This is a genomic window from Bacteroides coprosuis, from assembly GCF_020741705.1.
In the GTDB taxonomy this organism is placed as follows: Bacteria; Bacteroidota; Bacteroidia; order Bacteroidales; family Bacteroidaceae; genus Bacteroides_E; species Bacteroides_E coprosuis.
The window spans coordinates 17,227-37,125 of sequence record NZ_DYYK01000180.1 but is presented as its reverse complement, the minus strand read 5'-3'; the positions used below and the strand labels follow the sequence as shown (position 1 = coordinate 37,125).

At 31.7% G+C, this 19,899-nt stretch carries 15 protein-coding genes; 7 read left to right on the top strand and 8 right to left on the bottom strand.

All coding sequences use genetic code 11. The features are described 5' to 3' along the window. Positions 1-30: 30 nt before the first annotated feature. Together K8V80_RS10820 and K8V80_RS10815 are read right to left on the bottom strand one after the other, a co-directional pair. The gene (locus tag K8V80_RS10820) at positions 31-2,040 is read right to left on the bottom strand and encodes a ComEA family DNA-binding protein (protein ID WP_276777895.1); all 2,010 of its coding nucleotides are present in this window, start codon (positions 2,038-2,040) and stop codon (positions 31-33) included. A gap of 222 nt (positions 2,041-2,262) precedes the next feature. Then, positions 2,263-2,790 (bottom strand): RNA methyltransferase, encoded by a 528-nt coding sequence (locus K8V80_RS10815; RefSeq protein WP_276777934.1) that lies wholly within the window; start codon positions 2,788-2,790, stop codon positions 2,263-2,265. A gap of 468 nt (positions 2,791-3,258) precedes the next feature. Between K8V80_RS10815 and nadA the strand changes: the two genes are divergently transcribed. Continuing rightward, positions 3,259-4,197, top strand: coding sequence for a quinolinate synthase NadA (nadA, locus tag K8V80_RS10810; protein WP_276777892.1), 939 nt, complete (start codon positions 3,259-3,261; stop codon positions 4,195-4,197). 319 nt (positions 4,198-4,516) lie between these two features. Here nadA and K8V80_RS10805 read toward each other — a convergent pair whose 3' ends face one another. After that, complete coding sequence (locus K8V80_RS10805; RefSeq protein ID WP_276777889.1) at positions 4,517-6,964, bottom strand: YfhO family protein; 2,448 nt, start codon at positions 6,962-6,964, stop codon at positions 4,517-4,519. After that, the gene (locus tag K8V80_RS10800; RefSeq protein WP_276777886.1) at positions 6,961-8,331 is read right to left on the bottom strand and encodes an adenosylhomocysteinase; all 1,371 of its coding nucleotides are present in this window, start codon (positions 8,329-8,331) and stop codon (positions 6,961-6,963) included. The genes K8V80_RS10805 and K8V80_RS10800 overlap by 4 nt, the downstream gene beginning before the upstream one ends. A 186-nt stretch (positions 8,332-8,517) precedes the next feature. Here K8V80_RS10800 and K8V80_RS10795 point away from each other — a divergent pair, with 186 nt between their 5' ends. Beyond that, complete coding sequence (locus K8V80_RS10795; RefSeq protein ID WP_276777883.1) at positions 8,518-9,564, top strand: 4-phosphoerythronate dehydrogenase; 1,047 nt, start codon at positions 8,518-8,520, stop codon at positions 9,562-9,564. On the opposite strand, the gene purN is transcribed toward K8V80_RS10795, so the two are convergent. Beyond that, positions 9,535-10,119 (bottom strand): phosphoribosylglycinamide formyltransferase, encoded by a 585-nt coding sequence (purN, locus tag K8V80_RS10790; RefSeq protein WP_276777881.1) that lies wholly within the window; start codon positions 10,117-10,119, stop codon positions 9,535-9,537. The two genes, K8V80_RS10795 and purN, sit on opposite strands and share 30 nt — an antisense overlap. A gap of 150 nt (positions 10,120-10,269) precedes the next feature. Between purN and K8V80_RS10785 the strand changes: the two genes are divergently transcribed. Genes K8V80_RS10785 through rnc form a run of 3 tightly spaced genes read left to right on the top strand, consistent with a single transcriptional unit; the run spans position 10,270 to position 12,619 of the window. Continuing rightward, entirely contained in the window at positions 10,270-10,506 is a 237-nt protein-coding gene (locus K8V80_RS10785) for an acyl carrier protein (RefSeq protein ID WP_006743756.1), read from the top strand. A 16-nt stretch (positions 10,507-10,522) separates the two neighbouring features. Beyond that, positions 10,523-11,785, top strand: a complete 1,263-nt coding sequence (gene fabF / locus K8V80_RS10780; protein ID WP_006743755.1) for a beta-ketoacyl-ACP synthase II — start codon at positions 10,523-10,525, stop codon at positions 11,783-11,785. A gap of 3 nt (positions 11,786-11,788) precedes the next feature. Next, positions 11,789-12,619 carry a ribonuclease III gene (gene rnc, locus K8V80_RS10775; RefSeq protein ID WP_338083571.1) on the top strand — a complete coding sequence of 277 codons (831 nt, stop codon included), beginning with the start codon at positions 11,789-11,791 and terminating at the stop codon, positions 12,617-12,619. Between the two features lie 9 nt (positions 12,620-12,628). On the opposite strand, the gene K8V80_RS10770 is transcribed toward rnc, so the two are convergent. Beyond that, a complete protein-coding gene (locus tag K8V80_RS10770; protein ID WP_276777879.1) occupies positions 12,629-13,639 on the bottom strand; it encodes an ATP-dependent 6-phosphofructokinase in 1,011 nt (336 codons plus the stop codon). Between the two features lie 129 nt (positions 13,640-13,768). Between K8V80_RS10770 and K8V80_RS10765 the strand changes: the two genes are divergently transcribed. Continuing rightward, on the top strand, positions 13,769-15,277 hold the full coding sequence (locus K8V80_RS10765) for a GH3 auxin-responsive promoter family protein (protein ID WP_006743752.1): 1,509 nt from the start codon (positions 13,769-13,771) through the stop codon (positions 15,275-15,277). A 25-nt stretch (positions 15,278-15,302) separates the two neighbouring features. Further along, complete coding sequence (gene cysS / locus K8V80_RS10760; RefSeq protein WP_276777877.1) at positions 15,303-16,778, top strand: cysteine--tRNA ligase; 1,476 nt, start codon at positions 15,303-15,305, stop codon at positions 16,776-16,778. Between the two features lie 73 nt (positions 16,779-16,851). Here the strand turns inward: cysS and K8V80_RS10755 are convergent, their stop codons facing one another. Together K8V80_RS10755 and K8V80_RS10750 are read right to left on the bottom strand one after the other, a co-directional pair. Beyond that, entirely contained in the window at positions 16,852-17,712 is an 861-nt protein-coding gene (locus K8V80_RS10755; RefSeq protein ID WP_276777874.1) for a DUF3108 domain-containing protein, read from the bottom strand. Beyond that, the gene (locus K8V80_RS10750) at positions 17,663-19,564 is read right to left on the bottom strand and encodes an Ig-like domain-containing domain (RefSeq protein ID WP_276777871.1); all 1,902 of its coding nucleotides are present in this window, start codon (positions 19,562-19,564) and stop codon (positions 17,663-17,665) included. The genes K8V80_RS10755 and K8V80_RS10750 overlap by 50 nt, the downstream gene beginning before the upstream one ends. Positions 19,565-19,899: the final 335 nt, after the last annotated feature.

The following is a 19,899-nucleotide window of genomic DNA, read 5'->3' as shown; positions in this document are numbered from 1 at the left end:
CTTCTTCTTATTTTCTATTTCGTCCTAAATTTAAAACTTTATCCTCCCCATCAATTGCAAATCAGCTTTACTTCTTTTATTTATTTTATTAACTCCACTCCCTATTTCGGACCTATCTGAATAAAAAGTTAATCCATATTTTATCATTAAGGTGATATTTTTAATGGGCTTATTATTTATATTGAGAGATAATCTGTGACCCCTCCCATAAAAGGAAGGAATATAAGAATTATATAAAAGTCCTTTTTCATAGATATATAATCGTGTATCAAATGATGGAGAGTTAAAGTAAGTATACTGAAAATCAGTTTTCAGGTATAACCAAGGCGAATTAATACTCACTCTTTGCGTGAAATGATATCCTATATCACTGTATAGAGACTTCAACCAGTTACAATCTCCTAAGGATTTTAATTCAATAAAGTCATTACAGACTACATGGTATTCAATACGAGATTTAAACAAATAATATCCATCTATTATCTTTCCTTTTGTTCCAGTCCGATCTCGTTCAAACTGTTTATAAGAAAAACGAAAATTAAAACTATGATGATTTAAAAAAGGAATATCTACCTCAGCCCCCATATCTACAACGTACGATGCCTTACTCAATCTATATTTCCACCAAGGATTAGTAGAATAATCTATATAGGCATTGAACTCCACTGGGTAAAATTTTTTAGTTTGTATAGATATATAGTACCCATTTTCATTTTTCACTTTAGACTGAGATCCAAAAGCATTAGAATAAAAACCCCAATAACGCGGAGAGTAATAACGATAAATAAATAATAAATCCCAGTCGGTTGTTGGTACATAATATATTTTATTTAAAACAGCTATTCCACTTTTTGATATTGCCAATTCTCCTTTACTGATTACTTTATTCCAATACCAAGTATAGTCTGTACCTATATTAAAAAAATTATTGCCTACAATATCATATTTTGCATAATTCTTTGTTGACCTTCCAATAGGTAAATTAAAATAGTAATAGAGTCCATTAACACCCAACGTAAAGTTTGAAAAATGATAGGCTATTCTACTACCCATAGAAACCTGTTTTACAGCGTTCTTTTTTTCTATTTCTTTTGCAGTACGATACAGTCCAGAAGTATAAATTGAATTTATTTTATTCTCTTTGATTGTTCCACCCGTTTCTTTGTGAGAAATAAAAGGAGTTATTTCTAAATTTCCACTTTTGTATATACATGCAATACCTCTAAAATAATTATATTCATCTACAGAAGAGTGCTTACTTACTCCATTGGCATCTTTAAAGAAAGATTGAATTTCATTCCATTTTCCCCCGAAGTTCCTAGTACCAACAGTTAAACCTAATCCATAATTAACTCTGAATTTTCCAATAAATATTTTATCAAATTTATTTATATTTTTTATTATTAAATAATAGGAATAATAATCAAATCCGCATGAATTATCCAAACCAAAAATAGGCTCACCAGAATCTTTTTCAGCAACCAAACCAAATTCTATTTTATCCTTTAACTGACAGTTGTAACGAAGAGCTGTGTAAAATGAAGGACCTATAAAAGAATTATAGTCCCCCTCTCTTTTATATAAAGGAATATCGTAACGAAGAGATAATTCATTCTTTATTCTTGTATTTTTTTTAATAGGAACAAAGTTCTCTTTCATGTTATCAACAGAAATATAAGGAAGTAATCTATCTATTGTCTTTTTATCAAATCCGTTTATCAATTGAATTTCATAAATAGAATGAAATCCTCCATTTTTCAATCGATAATTTATTAATGATTCAATTTGATAAGGTGACAATATGAACAACTGTGTTAATTGTTCGCGTGACACCCTATTTATATCAAGTAATACACTAAGGTTATCTACAAGTTCATCAACAGTTATTGACTCATCTTCTGCACTATTTTCACTCTTAAGAAGTATTCTCTCAATCTTATCTTCATTACTCTTTTTCTGAGTGTTATTTTGACCAACGCTATTTATAGTTATAAACAAGATACAAACAGCTGTAAACAATCTTAATAAGCTGATATTCATATAGTATTAAAAACGCATAGATAAATTATTAACAAGATTATAAATAAGCTATAAATGTAATCTTTTTTCTTATTATTAATCAGAATACTTCTTATTATTTCACAGTAGTTATAGATCAAAATAAAAACCGCTATTAACAATTGTCAATAACGGTTTCAACATCTTATAACATTCTATTTTAACACTGCACAATTAGTAGTGATAACCTCTTATTATTAGGATTTAAATGATCTTATTAAACAGATCCCAGATAACAATTCCTGTAGTAACTGATACGTTCATAGAATGCTTCGTTCCGTATTGAGGTATCTCAATACACCCATTAGAATGATTAATAACCTCTTGCTGAACTCCTTTTACTTCATTCCCCATTACAATAGCTATTTTCTGATTTTTTTGAAGTTCTAATTCATTCAACATGGTACTCCCTTCTGCTTGTTCAATTGAAAATACAATGTAACCCTCTTCTTTCAACCTATCAACAATATGAACTGTATCTTCAATATACTCCCAATCTACTGATTCTTCAGCACCTAAAGCTGTTTTATGTATTTCAGCATGGGGAGGAACAGAAGTTATACCACAGAGGTATATCTTTTCTAATCGAAAAGCATCTGCTGTTCTAAATACAGAACCTACATTATACATACTCCTTATATTATCTAGAATAACGATAAAAGGGACTTTATCTATTTCTTTAAATTCACTTGTACTCAAGCGATTAAGTTCGGTTATTTTAAGTTTTCGTATCATAATCTTAGTAATAATTCACTTCTATATTACAAAGGTAAAACAAACGGTTCACATCCTTGTTAATTACTGTGTAAAAGCAGGGGAAAGAATGGGTATAAATATCAATAAATAGTCCTTGTATTATTCAAAGTTCTAATCTTATAATGGGATTTAGATAATAACCAAAAAAGTTATTACTTATTTAAGAACCTAGATTAAACAGACTTTTAATCCAATATAATCAAAGTTTATTAAGAAAGTTTTTAACTTTGTTTATTGTAAACAGGTTGTTAATTAATATATTTATATACCTAATAATCAGTATAAAATAGCCTATTATAGCAGTTCATAAAACTATAGATAACTTTATATTTTTAGTTTATAACTTAGAAAGCAAGATATTTATCTTTTTTTTACGAACACTATTTACAGCCTATTATTACTATCATATATATTAAAAATTTAAAGAGAAATAAATTAATTATTATGAATAAGCTTATAACTGCTATCAATGAGTTGAAGAAAGAAAAGAAAGCCTTGATTCTGGCTCACTATTACCAGCGCAGTGAATTGCAAGATATAGCAGACTTTGTTGGTGATAGCTTAGCCTTGGCTCAATGGGCTTCTAAAACGGATGCTGATGTTATTGTAATGTGCGGTGTTCATTTTATGGCTGAGACGGCAAAAATCCTTAATCCCAGTAAAACGGTTTTAATACCAGACATGGATGCGGGCTGTTCCTTGGCCGATAGCTGTCCTGCTGATAAATTTGAAGAGTTTGTTAATGCTCACCCCGATCATACCGTTATATCGTACGTAAACACCTCTGCTGGAGTCAAAGCTGTTACTGACATCGTTGTAACTTCCACGAATGCAAAACAAATTGTGGATAGTCTGCCCAAAGATGAAAAAATAATATTTGGTCCTGATTACAACTTGGGAAATTATATCAATTCTATAACGGGTAGAAATATGTTGTTATGGAATGGTGCTTGTCATGTGCATGAACAATTTTCTGTTGAAAAAATATTAGCTCTCAAAAAAATATATCCAAATGCCATTGTTTTAGCCCATCCTGAATGTAAAAATACATTACTTAGTATTTCTGATTTTGTTGGCTCTACTTCAGCCCTTTTAAAGTATGCTCAAACAAGCGATTGCAATCAATTTATCGTTGCAACAGAATCAGGAATTTTACATCAAATGCAAAAGGCTTGCCCAGAAAAAACATTTATTCCTGCTCCTCCAAATGATAGTATTTGTGCGTGTAATGAGTGTAATTTTATGCGTTTAAATACTTTAGAAAAGTTATATTTATGCTTAAAAAATGAAACTCCAGAAGTTTTAGTGGATGAAAAAATAGCAGTAAAAGCAGTTAAACCGATTGTTAGAATGCTTGATATTTCTGAAGAATTAGGTTTATAAAGAATAATTATAAAAGTCTTATATAAATCTATTTATAGATATAAAAATAACCTATCTAAAGAACTAGATAGGTTATTTTTTTATGGGATTATCATTTACTTTAGAGGTCTATATTTAGGTATAATTCCTTAGTTTGAATAAGTCATGGTTTTACTTTGACACCGACATGATGATTACATGTCGGTGTCAAAGCGTCTTCATATCGGTGTCATAATCATAGTAAGTTTAATAGGGGTTTAAGCTAATTGATAAAAAAAGCAGACTACGCTTAGTCTGCTTAAGTTGGATTTATTAAATATCTAAATTGTAATTAAATCTTCTATTTCAGTTTTTTGTATGTCTTAAAACTTAAAAATAGAATGCTTAATATAAGTACCATTAAGCCTATATAAGCAATAGTTTCTGTTACTGATAATGAATGAGGATGAAAGCTCATTTTTAGCGTGTATTCACCTTCAGGAAGGTCTATCCCTCTAAGTACATAGTTTGCTCTAAATAAGGGTAGTTCTTGATTATCTATAGTAGCTTTCCAACCAGGATAATAGATCTCAGAAAATAGTGCTATACCAGCTTTTTTAACATTTACTAAATAGGTTATTTCGTTGGGTTGGTACTCTTGTAAAAGGATACTGCCCTCTCCTATTCTATTGGAATGATCAAAATCTTGGTTAATAATAGCTGTTTCTTTCGTATTAATCTTTCCAAGATTCGTGATTTCTTCGTCTGCTGTACTTACGGTTTTTATATTATTTACAAACCATGCATTTCCATTTCTGAATTTATTTTCTAATACGGAAGTCGATTGTGTACCTAATATATAATATTTAGTATTCAGCATATTTAGTATAGGTGTATCTTCATCTTCAAGTAATTCCAATTGTTCTTGATTCGTTATTTTTTGGATAACCTTACCCATTTCTGGTTGAATATAAAAATCTATTAACTCTTGATATCTACGGAGTTTGGCTGCATTATACCCGCCTATACTTTTATGCCAATACGATGTATTATTTTCATTAAAAGTATTTGTAGTAAAATTTAATACTCTGAAATTAGGGTCTTTATCCTCTAAAATAAATTTATTTGCTTCTGTAGGAGTAAACGTTTTGTTAATATCTGTTTTTGGAACAAATAATTCATCATTCAAATATCTTTTATTAACGCTCCATAAGTCAAAAATAGATAGGCCTATTAATAAGGCTACTGTAGATATTTTATTGGTTTTATCTTTTACAAATAAGAATAAAATAAAGCACCCCATCAATATAATGATTAAGCTTCTCCAAGCATCGGCCTGTACAATGTCTGCTCTCATAGTTTCTAAGCTCATGATTAGCTGACTAGCAAAATCTGCAGGTGCTTGGCTGAATGCCATTAATTCTCTTTCTGAAATAAAAGATCCTGTTAGAAACTTTGGAAATAAGGCAGTCAAAAGAGATAACCCTCCTGTTATAGCTAAGCTAATGATGAGAGGCTTTTGATTGTTTACTAGTTGCTCTTTATTCTTTAATAGGTTTACTAAGCCTAATATGGCTAAAAGAGGAATTGTGAATTCTGCTATAACAAGTATAGATGATACAGCTCTGAATTTATTGTATAAAGGGATATAGTCAATAAAGAAGTCGGTAACTGGCATAAAATTTTTACCCCAAGCTAGTATGATAGAAAATGCTGTTGCACCTACCAAAGCCCACTTTATAGGACCTTTTACAACTATACAGCCCACTATAAATAGAAAAAGGATAAATGCTCCAACATAAACGGGCCCTGCAGTAAAGGGTTGGTCGCCAAAATACTGAGTTATTTGACCATATATATTATAAAATTTAGGATTTGCATCTTGCATAGCCGATTCATTTTGAATGATAGGCTTTGAAGCTCCTCCTTTAAAGTTAGGTATTAATAAAGTGAGAGTTTCATCTATTCCATAGCTCCATTGAGTTATGTATTCTTTATCAACACCTTTATCTTCATGAGTGTTTTTTTTATTTAGTGTCAATTCAGTTTTTCCACGAGTAGATTCATTACTGTATTGATAGGTATGATACAAGCTTGAACTATTTACAGTAATAGCAAGAATACCTGATATACAGAGGATACCTGTTGCTTTTAAAAAATGATTTAATTCTTTTCTATGATATGCATCTATAAAAAAGGCTATGACCAAGAATAAGATAACAAATAAGAAATAATAACTCATTTGAATATGGTTGGAGATAATCTGAAGTGAAGCGAAAAATGCAGTCAAAATTCCTCCTAACCAATACTTCTTTTTATAGATTAATACAATACCTGCAATAGTTGGTGGAATATATGCTAAGGTTATGAATTTCCATAAATGTCCAGCAGCTATTAATATAAAGAAATAGGAGGAAAAAGCCCAAGCTATTCCTCCAAGAGTAGATATAATAGGTGGAATATTAAATGCTCTAAGTAATATGTAAAAGCCTAGCATCATAATAAATACTTGCCATACATACTGAGGTAAGAAAAGGCTATAAACTTTCTCTGCTGCTTTTAGTGTATCAGTTGATTTATAGGAAGGAGAAATTTGATATGTGGGCATTCCACTAAATAATGAGTTTGTCCATCGTGTTCTCTCTCCGTGTTCCTCATAATATTCTTTTGCTTCTTCTCCTGCTCCTATACCTGCTGCTGCATCATGATCTAATAATATTCTACCATCTAACATAGAAGGTAAAAAATAGAGTATTGATATAGTTAAAAATAGAAGAATGGCTATACCATCAGGTAAAAGTCTTTTCATTGGTTTAATTTATTTTTATTTGTAAATGTCAATTTAGCTCCAATTTTAGGAAGATGTAGTATTGAAACTTCTGTATCAATGTCTTTAGGTACTTTATGAATACCTATTTCAGGTTGAATTTTATTTAATTCTATTTGTATTAATGTCTGTGTAGAATATGAACAGCTTTTTAAAAAGGCCATTTGAGTAGTATCACAAGCTAAATTGACTAATTTTCCTTCAGCTATTAATAAAATACTATTGCCATCAGGGAAAAAGTATCTTTTTAATTGAGGACTGATTGGAATTTTTTTAATTTCTGGATGTGTATTCAGAACATCATATTCTATTTCTAACTCGTAGTGGCCCATATTACAAATGATAGCTTGATCTTTCATTCTTTGCATATGTTCAAACTTTAGAATATGTTTTCTTCCTGTAGCTGTAATAAAAATATCAGCTGTTTCACATACATCATTTAGTTTTACAACTTGATATCCTTCCATGGCTGCACCCATTGCTCGTATAGGATCTGTTTCTGTAATAGAAACCCGAGCTCCACTATTTCTCAAAGCTTCAGCACATCCCCTGCCGATATCGCCAAAACCACAAATGACTACATCTTTACCAATTAGCATAGTACGTGTTGCTTTTTTTATTGATTCAGCAATCGTTCCTTTACAACTATAAAAATTATCTATTTTTGATTTGATTATAGAAGAATTAATATCAATGATAGGATACAATAATCTATTTTCATTCAAGAGTTGGAGCATTCTATTAATACCAGTTTTTGTATCTTCTGTAATAACTTTTAAATCTTTAGTTAGATTTTTCCAACAGTTTTGATCTTCAGCTAAAACTCTTTTTAAAAATAAGTTAAGTTCATTAATGCTGAATACATTTGATTCTTGGTCGAGTACTTTATAATTGTTCTCTCCCATTAATCCTTGATGAATCATAATACTTAAATCACCTTTATCATCAATAATATGAGTTGGACCTTGGTGGTTAGAAAAATGAAGTGTTTGGAAGATTGACCACCAATAATCAGATAAAGATTCTCCTCTCCAAGCAAATATAGGCGTATTATTTGCTGCAATAGCTGCAGCTGCCTGGTCTTGAGTGGAATATATATTTGAGGCAGACCATCTTACTTCTGCTCCTAATAATTTTAATGTTTCAATAAATACAGCCGTATGGGTGGTTATATGAGATGATCCACTAATTCTCATTCCTTTCAGCGGATATTTATTTTCATATTTTTGTCGGATAGCCATTAATCCTGGCATTTCTCTTTCTACCCAATTTATTTCTTCTCTACCTATTTTTGCAGAGTGGATATCTGCTACTCTATAGGGTATATTTGAAAATAATGATGTTGGCATAGTCTTATAAATTAGTGTATATACAAAGATATGGAATAATCTTTTAGAGGATAGAAAATGACCTTATATTATCATTTTGTATGAGCTTGTTGGATATCTATTCGATTTTAGGACTTCTTTTTTAGGTAAATAATGATTCAATCGTTTTTATTATTTCTAAGTTTGTATATCCAAACCATATTGAAAATGAAAATATTAGTCGATAATAAAATACCTTATATTCATGATGCTATCTGTTTATTAACAGATGATGTTGTTTACTTACCTGCTACTGAATTCACATCAAGTAATGTAAAGGATGCTGATGTACTTATTGTTCGTACACGAATTAAATGCAATAAAGAGTTATTGGAAGGAAGTAAGGTTAAATTTATTGCTACGGCTACTATAGGTTTTGATCATATTGATACTGAGTATTGTAAGGAAAAAGGTATTGTTTGGAAAAATGCTCCTGGATGCAATGCTAATTCAGTTCGCCAATATATCCAGAGTTCTTTTATCTTATTAGAAAAAGAATATTTTGGATCACTTAAAGGTTTAACTTTAGGAATTGTTGGTGTAGGTCATGTAGGAAGTAAAATAGCTGAACTAGCTGAAGAATTTGGATTAAATGTACTATTGAATGACCCCTTGCGCTGTGATAATGAAAAAGATTTTGATCATCATCAATTGATCGAGTTAGCTGAATTGGCTGATATAATTACTTTTCATGTTCCTTTATCTAGAGAAGGAAAATATCCTACCTATCATTTGGGTAATGATTGTTTTTTTAGATCATTGAAGAAAAAACCTATTATTATAAATAGTTCTCGCGGTGAAGTTATTGATACCTCCTCTTTGAAAAAATATTTAGATTGTCATGTAGTAAGTCAGGCAATTATAGATGTTTGGGAAAACGAGCCACATATCGATTTTGATCTTTTAGAAAAAGTATTTTTAGGTACCCCACATATTGCAGGATATTCAGCAGATGGTAAAGCAAAGGCTACTGAAATGTCTTTAAATGCTATTTCAGATTATTATAAATTAGATGTAAATATAAAAATAGAGCCCCCTACTCCTTCAGACACGCAGATTATTGCTAAGGATAAAAAAGAAGCTCTATTAAAAATTTATGATCCCCGCATTGATAGTCACAACTTAAAATCAGATATTACTCAATTTGAATATTTGCGAAGTCATTATGGGTTAAGAAGAGAACCTTCAGCTTTTACTATTGATATCCAAAAGTAATTTCTCAATTGTATTGGGAAAATGTATATATTCCAATTCATGTACCTTTTTTGCTACATCCTTATAGCTGTCTGTAGGTAGTATTTGGCATTTAGCTTGAAATATTATATTCCCTTCGTCATAATGTTCATTACAGTAGTGAATCGTAATGCCACTCTCTACTTCTCCTGCTTCAACTACTGCTTGATGTACTTTGTCTCCATACATACCTTTTCCTCCGTATTTAGGTAATAAAGCAGGGTGTATATTTATTATTCTCCCAGGATATTTATCCAATAAGTGTTTAGGAATCTTGAGTAAGAATCCAGCTAAGACAATAAAATCGATTTGATACTTATCTAATAGCGTAATTACTTGTTCCTGATTATTCCAGTCTTGTTTGCTTATGTATGCCGAATCTATATTTAAACGTTTAGCTCTCTCAATAACAAAAGCATCACTCTTATTGGTAACAATTAATTTTATGGAAAATCCTAGCTTATTTCTAAAATAATTAGCTATATTTTCAGCATTTGTTCCAGATCCAGAAGCAAAAATTGCAATATTTTTAACCATATTTTCCTTGTTTTATTGCACAAAAGTTGGTAAAATGTGCAAAAAAGTGCATTTAATCAATCAAATGTTTGTTTAGAACAATAAATATTTATTCCTTTGCACGGCAAATTTAAAGAAATATAATATATTATTAATTTAAAACTAAAAGTTATGTCTGAAATTGCATCAAGAGTAAAAGCGATAATCGTCGACAAATTAGGCGTAGAAGAATCAGAAGTTACTATAGAAGCAAGCTTCACAGGTGATCTAGGTGCTGATTCTCTTGACACTGTTGAACTTATCATGGAATTTGAAAAAGAATTCAATATCTCTATTCCTGATGACCAAGCAGAAAAGATCACTACTGTAGGTGATGCTGTATCATACATTGAAGAGAACGCTAAGTAATTAGACTTTCATCAATATGGAATTAAAAAGAGTTGTAGTAACAGGTCTCGGTGCCATTACTCCTATTGGTAATACGGTTTCTGAATTTTGGGAAAACGCTGTCAATGGGGTTAGTGGAGCTGGGCCTATTACTCATTTCGATGCGTCTCTATTTAAAACACAATTTGCATGCGAAGTAAAAGACTTTGATGTAAATAAGCATATAGACCGAAAGGTTGCTAGGCGAATGGATCTATACTGTCAGTATGGTGTCGCTGTGGCTAAAGAAGCTGTAGAAGATGCAGGCTTCGACTTGGAAAAGGAAGATTTAAATAAAATCGGAGTTGTATTTGGTGCCGGAATTGGTGGTATCAATACCTTTGAAGAAGAAGTAGGTTACTATTATCAAAATAAAGAGAATGGTCCTAAGTTTAATCCTTTCTTTATTCCAAAAATGATATCTGATATTGCTGCAGGGCAGATATCTATAATGTATGGATTTCACGGTCCAAACTACTCAACCTGTTCAGCATGTGCTACTTCAACCAATGCAATTGCTGATGCATTTAATCTAATTCGCTTAGGTAAAGCCAATGCTATTGTTTCTGGAGGTTCTGAAGCAGCTATTGCAGCCGCTGGTGTTGGCGGTTTTAACTCTATGAATGCTTTATCAACTCGCAATGATGATCCTACTACTGCTTCACGTCCATTTAGTGCAAGCCGTGATGGTTTCGTTATGGGTGAAGGTGGTGGATGTTTAATTCTAGAGGAATTAGAGCACGCAAAAGCTCGTGGAGCTAAAATTTACGCAGAAGTTGCAGGTATGGGTTTATCTGCTGATGCTTACCATTTAACTGCATCTCATCCTGAAGGTTTAGGTGCTAAGTTGGTAATGATAAGTGCATTAGAAGATGCTCAAATGAAACCTGAGGATATAGACTATATTAATGTTCATGGGACATCAACACCAGTTGGTGATGTTTCAGAAGTAAAAGCAATTCAAGAAGTTTTTGGAGAGCATGCTTACAATCTTAATATTAGTTCTACAAAATCTATGACTGGTCACCTTCTTGGTGCTGCTGGTGCAATAGAATCAATTGCTGGTATATTGGCTATGCGCGATGGTATTGTTCCTCCAACTATTAACTTTACTGAAGGAGATGAAGATAGTGAAATAGATTATAAATTAAATTTCACATTCAATAAAGCTCAAAAACGTGAAGTAAATGTGTTCTTATCCAATACATTTGGTTTTGGTGGTCACAATGCATGTTTGATTTTTAAGAAATACGTTGACTAAATCGTGTTACGTAAAATTATAAATAAGATAAGACTTTTATTTTCGAAAGAGAAAAAGTCTTATCTTTTATTTTATCAAATGTTAGGATTTGTACCCAATGATTTGAGATATTATCAACAGGCCTTAATACATAAATCTTCTACGAAGGTTTCTAAAGATGGTTATTACCAAAATAACGAACGATTAGAATTTTTAGGAGATGCTGTATTGGATGCTGTTGTAGCAGACTTATTATTTCATTATTTTGATGAAAAGAAGGAGGGTTTCTTAACAAATACCCGTTCTAAAATAGTTCAAAGAGAGACCTTAAATAAGTTGGCTGTCGAGATAGGATTAGATAAACATATTATCTTTTCTACAAAATCATCTTCCCATAATAATTATATGTTTGGTAATGCTTTTGAGGCGTTAATAGGTGCTATATACCTAGATCAAGGATATATAAAATGCAAAGCATTCATCGAACAAAGAATTATTGATCAATTCCTTGATTTAGATAGATTAGCTCAAACAGAACTTAATTTTAAATCTAAACTAATTGAGTGGGGACAGAAAAATAAATACAAAATTACATTTGAACTGATAGAAGAATTTCAAGATGAACAATCTAATCCTGTATTCCAAACTGAAGTGTTAGTTGAAGGAATATCTGGAGGTAGAGGAGTAGGGTACTCCAAAAAAGAATCCCAGCAAAATGCATCTGAAAAGACTTTAGATAAAATCAACTCTTCCGATGGTTTTATGGATTTAATATTAAGGGCAAAGGAAGAAACTGATAATAAGGAAATAGAAACTCCATCAGATAATTCTGAAGAAGCTTCTACTATTTCTTAAATATTTATATTATCCAAAACATACCCCCATACGTTTTCCTTGAACAATTAATTCATGATCTAAGGGTATAAATTTAGTCTTATTTATCACCTCATTGAGTGGCAGAGAGGTAACTTTATCTCCTTTGAGAGCAACCATTCTTCCAAAAGATTTATTAGCAATGAGTTCAGTGGCATATCCACCCATTCTTGTAGCGAGGTTTCTATCAAAAGGAGTAGGGGAACCACCTCTTTGAACGTAGCCTAGGACAGTTTCCCTTGTCTCAAAGCCTGTTTCATACTCTATTTCTTCGGCTATAAAGTTAGCTGCTCGTTTTCTACCTCTTGTTTCAATACCCTCTGCAACTACAATTATAGAGTAGGGTTTTCCTTGTTTTAAACGTTGAATAATAGTATCTCCTATGTTATGGATATTATATTGCATTTCAGGAATAAGAATTATGTCTCCACCTCCTGCCATACCCGCATGTAAAGCTATCCATCCTGCTTTATCACCCATAACTTCAATGACCATAACTCTTTTATGAGAGCTTGCTGTAGAATGTAGCCGATCAATGGCATCAGTAGCTATACTTACAGCTGAATCAAATCCAAAACAATAATCAGTACCAAAAATATCATTATCTATTGTTTTTGGAATAGTAACAATAGGTATGTTCATTTCACTTAGCTGATGAGCAAAAGTTTGTGTTCTATTTCCTCCAATACAAACCAGACATTCTATTCCTAAATCTTCTATATTTTGCTTTATAATCGAAGGTTTATCATGATTTATATCTAAATTTTTTCTCATAAAAGCTTTTTCTCTAGATGTACCAAGTATAGTTCCGCCAGAATAAAGTAGACCCGACATTGATTTTTCTGTCAGTTCTTCAACATCTTTTGTTATTAAACCCTCAAAACCACTATGGATTCCTATTATATCCATATCATAGTTGTTAATAGCTGTTTTACATACCCCACGTATTGTTGCGTTAATACCGGGGCAGTCGCCTCCAGATGTTAAAATGCCTATTTTCATGTCGTTACTATTAAATTTGTTAGAAATTCCTAATACCTATCTCTGTAAAGATAGAAAAAAGATGAAAAGTTAGAAAAGAATAATAATTAAGATTACTTTTGCTATTCATTCAGTTGTGCAGATATAATAATGAATATTACTAAAATAATAAGTAAAGTATTTAGTACGAGGCTAAAGGAGATTGAGTTATATACTACTCAAGCTGGTGAAATACAATTTAAAGTATTTAGACATCTTCTTAAAAAGGCTGAAAATACCGAGTGGGGTAAAATGTATGATTATAAATCGATTAAAAGTTATGAAGACTTTAAATCGAGGGTTCCATTACAAACCTACGAAGAAATTAAGCCTTATGTCAGTCGCTTGAGAGCAGGTGAGCAAAATTTATTATGGCCATCAGAAATACGTTGGTTTGCTAAGTCGTCTGGTACTACAAACGATAAGAGTAAGTTTTTACCTGTCAGTAAAGAGTCTTTAAAGGATATCCATTATTTAGGTGGTCAGGATGTAGTAACTATGTATTTAGCGAATAATCCGAGTAGTAAATTCTTTTCTGGAAAAGGTCTTATTCTAGGTGGAAGTCATAGCCCTAATTTAAACTCAAATAAGAGCTTAGTGGGAGATTTATCTGCTATTTTAATTGAAAATATTAATCCTCTAGTCAATCTCGTTCGTGTACCTACAAAAAAGGTAGCATTGATGGATGAATGGGAGGCTAAAATAGAGGCTATAGCCAATGGTACGATTAATAAGAATGTAACTAACTTATCGGGTGTACCTTCTTGGATGCTTGTACTTATAAAGCATATACTCGAAAAGACGGGTAAAGAATCTCTTGAAGAAGTTTGGCCTAATTTGGAGGTTTTTTTCCATGGAGGAGTAGCTTTTACACCTTATCGAGAACAATACAGTCAAGTCATAAAATCTGATAAAATGCATTATATGGAAACGTATAATGCTTCTGAAGGTTATTTTGGAACACAAAATGATTTTGCTGATCCAGCAATGTTATTGATGATCGACTATGGAATATTCTACGAATTTATTCCTTTAGAAGATGTTGGAAAAGAAAATCCTAGAGTTCTTTGTTTGCCGGAGGTTGAATTAGATAAAAATTATGCTTTGGTTATCTCTACATCTTCAGGTCTTTGGAGATATATGATTGGTGACACAATTAAATTTACCAACAATCGACCTTATAAATTTGTTATTACAGGCAGAACAAAGCATTTTATCAATGCTTTTGGTGAAGAGCTTATTGTAGATAATGCTGAAAAAGGATTAGCGAAAGCTTGTGCTGAAACAGGAGCTCAAGTTCTTGAATATTCTGCTGCACCAGTTTTTATGGATCATAATGCTAAGTGTCGTCACCAATGGGTCATTGAGTTTGCTAAAATGCCCGATTCAGTAGAAAGATTTGCTTCTATTTTAGATAGTACACTTAAGCATTTAAATTCTGATTATGAAGCAAAACGATGGAAAGACATTGCACTTCAACCTCTTGAAATAATAGTTGCTCGTAAGGATTTATTCCATGATTGGATGGCCGAGAAAGGCAAATTAGGAGGTCAGCATAAAGTTCCCCGTTTAAGTAATAACCGTGCTTATATTGAAAGCATGATAGCATTGAATAAATAATAATAGATATAAAATTAAGATAAATATGGATCATCAACTAACGATATACAATACATTAAGTAGAAAGAAAGAACTTTTCGTACCCTTACATGCTCCTCATGTAGGTTTATATGTTTGTGGTCCTACTGTTTATGGTGATGCCCATTTAGGACATGCACGTCCTGCTATTACATTTGATATTTTATTTCGTTACTTAACTCATTTAGGATATAAAGTACGTTATGTGCGTAATATAACAGATGTAGGTCATTTGGAACACGATGCTGATGAAGGTGAAGATAAAATAGCTAAAAAAGCACGTTTAGAGGAGCTAGAACCTATGGAAGTTGTACAATATTATTTAAATCGCTACCATAAAGATATGGAAGAATTAAATGTATTGCCTCCTAGTATTGAGCCTCATGCATCTGGACATATTATAGAGCAAATCCAATTAGTGAAAGAGATTTTAAAAAATGGATATGCATATGAAAGTCAAGGATCTGTCTATTTTGATGTTACTAAATATGACAAAAAATATCATTATGGTAAGTTGTCAGGAAGAAATTTAGATGATGTATTAAATACAACTCGTGATCTTGACGGTCAATCCGAAAAGAGAAATCCTGCTGATTTCGCTTTATGGAAAGCTGCTCAGCCTGAACATATTATGCGTTGGCCTTCTCCTTGGAGTGATGGTTTCCCTGGATGGCACTGTGAGTGTACAGCAATGGGACGTAAGTATTTAGGAAATCACTTTGATATTCATGGAGGTGGTATGGACTTGATTTTCCCACACCACGAATGCGAAATAGCTCAATCTGTTGCTTCACAAGGTAATGATATGGTGCATTATTGGATGCATAACAATATGATTACAGTTAATGGAACAAAGATGGGTAAATCTTTAGGTAATTTCATTACTCTAGAACAATTCTTCGATGGTTCTCACGAGCTTTTATTACAAGCTTATAGTCCAATGACTATTCGTTTCTTTATTTTGCAAGCTCATTACCGCAGTACTGTAGATTTTAGTAATGAAGCCCTTATTGCTTCAGAGAAAGGTTTAGAGAGATTATTTGACGCCGTACATAGATTGGATGCCTTGAAGGTTTCTAAAACGTCTGACGTTGACGTAAAAGGCTTAAAAGCTAAATGTATTGAAGCTATGAATGATGATTTAAATACTCCAATAGTTATTTCTCATTTATTTGATGGTGCTAAAATTATCAATAACATATTTGCAGGTAACAATACTATTTCTGCTGAAGACTTGGAAGAATTAAAAGATACATTTAATTTATTTTTATTTGATATTTTAGGAATGAAAACCGAGAATTCTTCATCTGGCGATAGGGAAGCAGCTTATAGTAAAGTTGTGGATATGTTACTAGAGCAACGTCTTATAGCTAAACAAAACAAAGATTGGGCTACTTCAGATCAAATTAGAGATGAATTGACTTCTCTCGGTTTTGAAATAAAAGATACTAAAGAAGGTAGTGAATGGAAATTGAATAAATAGTATTCAGAATATATAAACAAAAAAGGAGTCGATCGACTCCTTTTTTTATGCGGTAAAGTAAAATTTTTGCTTATTATTTGACAATAGATTGTAGAGGATATTTTTGTCCTTTGATTGTCTTTAGTGTTACTTGAGCAGATCCAAAATTTAAATTAAATTTGAGCTTGATAGGTAGATGATTATTATCATCTGAAATATAAAAAGTGATTAAATCTTTTTCTTTTTTCTTTTTATCCTTTTCTATTAAAGCAAATACGATACATCTAAATGTAGTTCTATTTTCTGTTTTAATATTTTCTGTTCCTCTGAACTCTAATATAATATCATCTATTCTTCTACCTGTAGCCATTGGAAAATTGATTCTATCTCCCGATTTATAATTTTCAGGGTTAATGGATCTTGCTTTGGCTAATATACTAAGCATATCATAAACGCATTGATCACTTTCGAAATGATGATCTTGTCTTCGTCCATCTTTCCATGTTCTACTTTGGTCTACTATCACCTGGTTGTTCGTGTAGCTGTATTTTGCTTCATCTACTGTAAATCTTTTACCTTCTTCTGCTCCTTTTCTAAAATAAAGAGGCTCTAAGTCGTTGCTTACTATGCAAGTAAGAGTATCTCTCATTTTAAAGAATACATCAGCACTTTTGTTACTCGATGCTAATAATTCCATTTTGTATGAAGGTGTACCCTTGTAAGTTGTACTCTTTGTTGTGAAGATAGCGTCACCAGCTTTTTTCCAAACAAAAGACCAATGGAAGTAGAGATCATATGTGATTTCTTCGCCATCTACCATGGCTATATTTTTTATCTTACATTGTGCATTAATTGGGTTTAGGTTAATGCATAACAATAAGAGAATCGCTAAAAGAGTTAGAATTTTACCTCCTCCTTCTACGTTCTTCATTTGTTTTTTTCTTCTTGTCATCATCAGGCTTCTGTTTTTTAAGTTCGTTAAGTTTCTGTTTAGGTAATGGAGTTTGTTTTATATTCCAATCTTGGTTAGCACTCCAATTCGCTTTAAATTCCACCATCTGTGGATAATAATATACATCTTCAGGCTGTAAATTGTTCTCAAAGTTGCCTGTATCCCACTTTCCATTATTATTTTTATCTATAATAAGTCTTGCGCTATATTTTCCTGGATCTAGATAATAAAAGTCTGCTGTCCCATTGTTCGCTTTTACAGTTCTCACAACTTTATCTGAAGAATCTAGTAGTTCTACGATAATAGGAGAGTCTTCACTGTCAACTCCTGATATATTGAATTGTACAGTTCCATATTCTTCTAACTTCTTTATTTTGAATTCTTGTTCAAAAGTATTTGTGTATAATCCATAAATACCCTGGAATGCGAGTGAGTCTACAATAATTTTATAAGATTCATCTGGTATCCATTCATGGTAAATATTAAATTGTTTAATGAATTCTTGATCCTGTTCAAATGTAAAATCTTTTATCTCATTCCACAATGTATCATTTTTTTGCATGATATGTATCTTATTATTATCAAAATATTTTATTGGCTCTTCAAATGAGAGTCTTAGATAATCATATACATTAAAATTGGATGAGATATCTGGTTTTATTTGTAGAAAAGGTGTTAAATCCTCCTCTTTTTTGTCTTTATTTTTCTTTGATTCTTTTTCTTTATCTACCTTTTTATGTTTGAATGTAAAGCGTAAAGTATCTGTTTTAGCGACTAATTGATTTAATGTGTCAGTATGTAAATAATCTAACTGTATAGTAAGAGTATCTCTCTGATAAAGAAGGGAATCTTTTACCCAGAAATTATATATTGTGTCAGAAGGTAATCGATAGTCTGCCACTAGATCCGATTCATCAAAATCTAATCCTTTGATAGTTGGAATAGTATCTGGGTATTCAGCAAAATAGAGAGTAAGAATATTCTCTTGTTTCCTTTCATGTTTTATAAGATATTGATTGTAGAAATCTTCTTCAAATGCTTTTAGAATAATATCATCGGGTAGGTGATGGGTATATTTATGAGTATGAATTGAGTCGACAGTTAAACTATCTTTCCAAATAGTATCTTGCTTAATTCGTTCTTCAACTGTAGGTATATAAATAGAATCAGAATAAGCAATCCATTCACTTTTTTGAGAAAAAACATAGTTTTGATCTATATCTTTCAAGGCATATACTCTATATTTTCCTGGAGCTATACCATGAATTGTAAATTCTCCTTTAGAGTCTGTGCGTGCAACTCTCAGGAAGGGTTCCTTTGTAAATGCTGTATCATTTAAGTTTTCATGTAGTCCGACCAAAATATTTTTGATGGGTTCTAAATCTTTTGCAGCCAATACAGTTCCCGAAATAGCTAGTGTATCTATCTGATTACCTGTGGAAAATGTAAAAGTAAAATCTCCTAATGGATTTCCTTCATTATTATCCACTATTGCATCGCCAAAGTCGATGGTATAGGTTGTGTTTGCTTTCAAGGAATCTTCTAAAGTAACCACTACTTTTTTACCACTTGGCTTAATTAAAGGTTGCTGTATTTGTGGAGGAGAAACCACTACTTTTTCATTGGCATTTTCTAGCTTGATATATTCATCAAATAGGATCGTTATTTTTTTCTTATCTACGTTTGTGGCCTGTATATCAGGTGTACTACCTACAAATTTTGGAGGAGTTTCATCTAAAGGACCTCCATCGGGCCTTCCTATACTAGCACATGAGTACAATACTATTATTGTACTAATTATGCTGAATGCTATTTTGAGTATTTGTTTGATGCTGTTCATATTCCATTTTAACATACTACAAAAATAAGCCTTATCTCTTAATATTATGCATAAGCTCTAATTATTTCTGCTTTAATCATGCTATATGTGGAATTAACGTTATTCTTTAGATCAGATATTTAGTTTAAATTACTTATTTATATGACTTTATCTAAGTCAGAAGTACCTATATTTCTACTTATTCATGGATTCTTTTTTTGTTTTGACACCGACATGTAATCATCATGTCGGTGTCAAAGCACTTTCATGTCGGTGTTATCGTATTATTATGGCCTAGTCAGAATATTGCTTTATTGGAGTATTTCTTGTTTCTTACGTTTATATATTGTGTTATTATAGTTGGAAATAAG

Bases quoted from the DNA above. Each gene is read 5' to 3' on its own strand.
- K8V80_RS10795 (WP_276777883.1), top strand. From the start codon at position 8,518: ATGAAAATATTAGTCGATAATAAAATACCTTATATTCATGATGCTATC.
- fabF (WP_006743755.1), top strand. From the start codon at position 10,523: ATGGAATTAAAAAGAGTTGTAGTAACAGGTCTCGGTGCCATTACTCCT.
- K8V80_RS10800 (WP_276777886.1), bottom strand. From the start codon at position 8,331: ATGCCAACATCATTATTTTCAAATATACCCTATAGAGTAGCAGATATC.
- K8V80_RS10765 (WP_006743752.1), top strand. From the start codon at position 13,769: ATGAATATTACTAAAATAATAAGTAAAGTATTTAGTACGAGGCTAAAG.
- K8V80_RS10820 (WP_276777895.1), bottom strand. From the start codon at position 2,040: ATGAATATCAGCTTATTAAGATTGTTTACAGCTGTTTGTATCTTGTTT.
- cysS (WP_276777877.1), top strand. From the start codon at position 15,303: ATGGATCATCAACTAACGATATACAATACATTAAGTAGAAAGAAAGAA.
- K8V80_RS10805 (WP_276777889.1), bottom strand. From the start codon at position 6,964: ATGAAAAGACTTTTACCTGATGGTATAGCCATTCTTCTATTTTTAACT.
- K8V80_RS10750 (WP_276777871.1), bottom strand. From the start codon at position 19,564: ATGTTAAAATGGAATATGAACAGCATCAAACAAATACTCAAAATAGCA.
- K8V80_RS10785 (WP_006743756.1), top strand. From the start codon at position 10,270: ATGTCTGAAATTGCATCAAGAGTAAAAGCGATAATCGTCGACAAATTA.
- K8V80_RS10770 (WP_276777879.1), bottom strand. From the start codon at position 13,639: ATGAAAATAGGCATTTTAACATCTGGAGGCGACTGCCCCGGTATTAAC.
- K8V80_RS10755 (WP_276777874.1), bottom strand. From the start codon at position 17,712: ATGATGACAAGAAGAAAAAAACAAATGAAGAACGTAGAAGGAGGAGGT.
- purN (WP_276777881.1), bottom strand. From the start codon at position 10,119: ATGGTTAAAAATATTGCAATTTTTGCTTCTGGATCTGGAACAAATGCT.
- nadA (WP_276777892.1), top strand. From the start codon at position 3,259: ATGAATAAGCTTATAACTGCTATCAATGAGTTGAAGAAAGAAAAGAAA.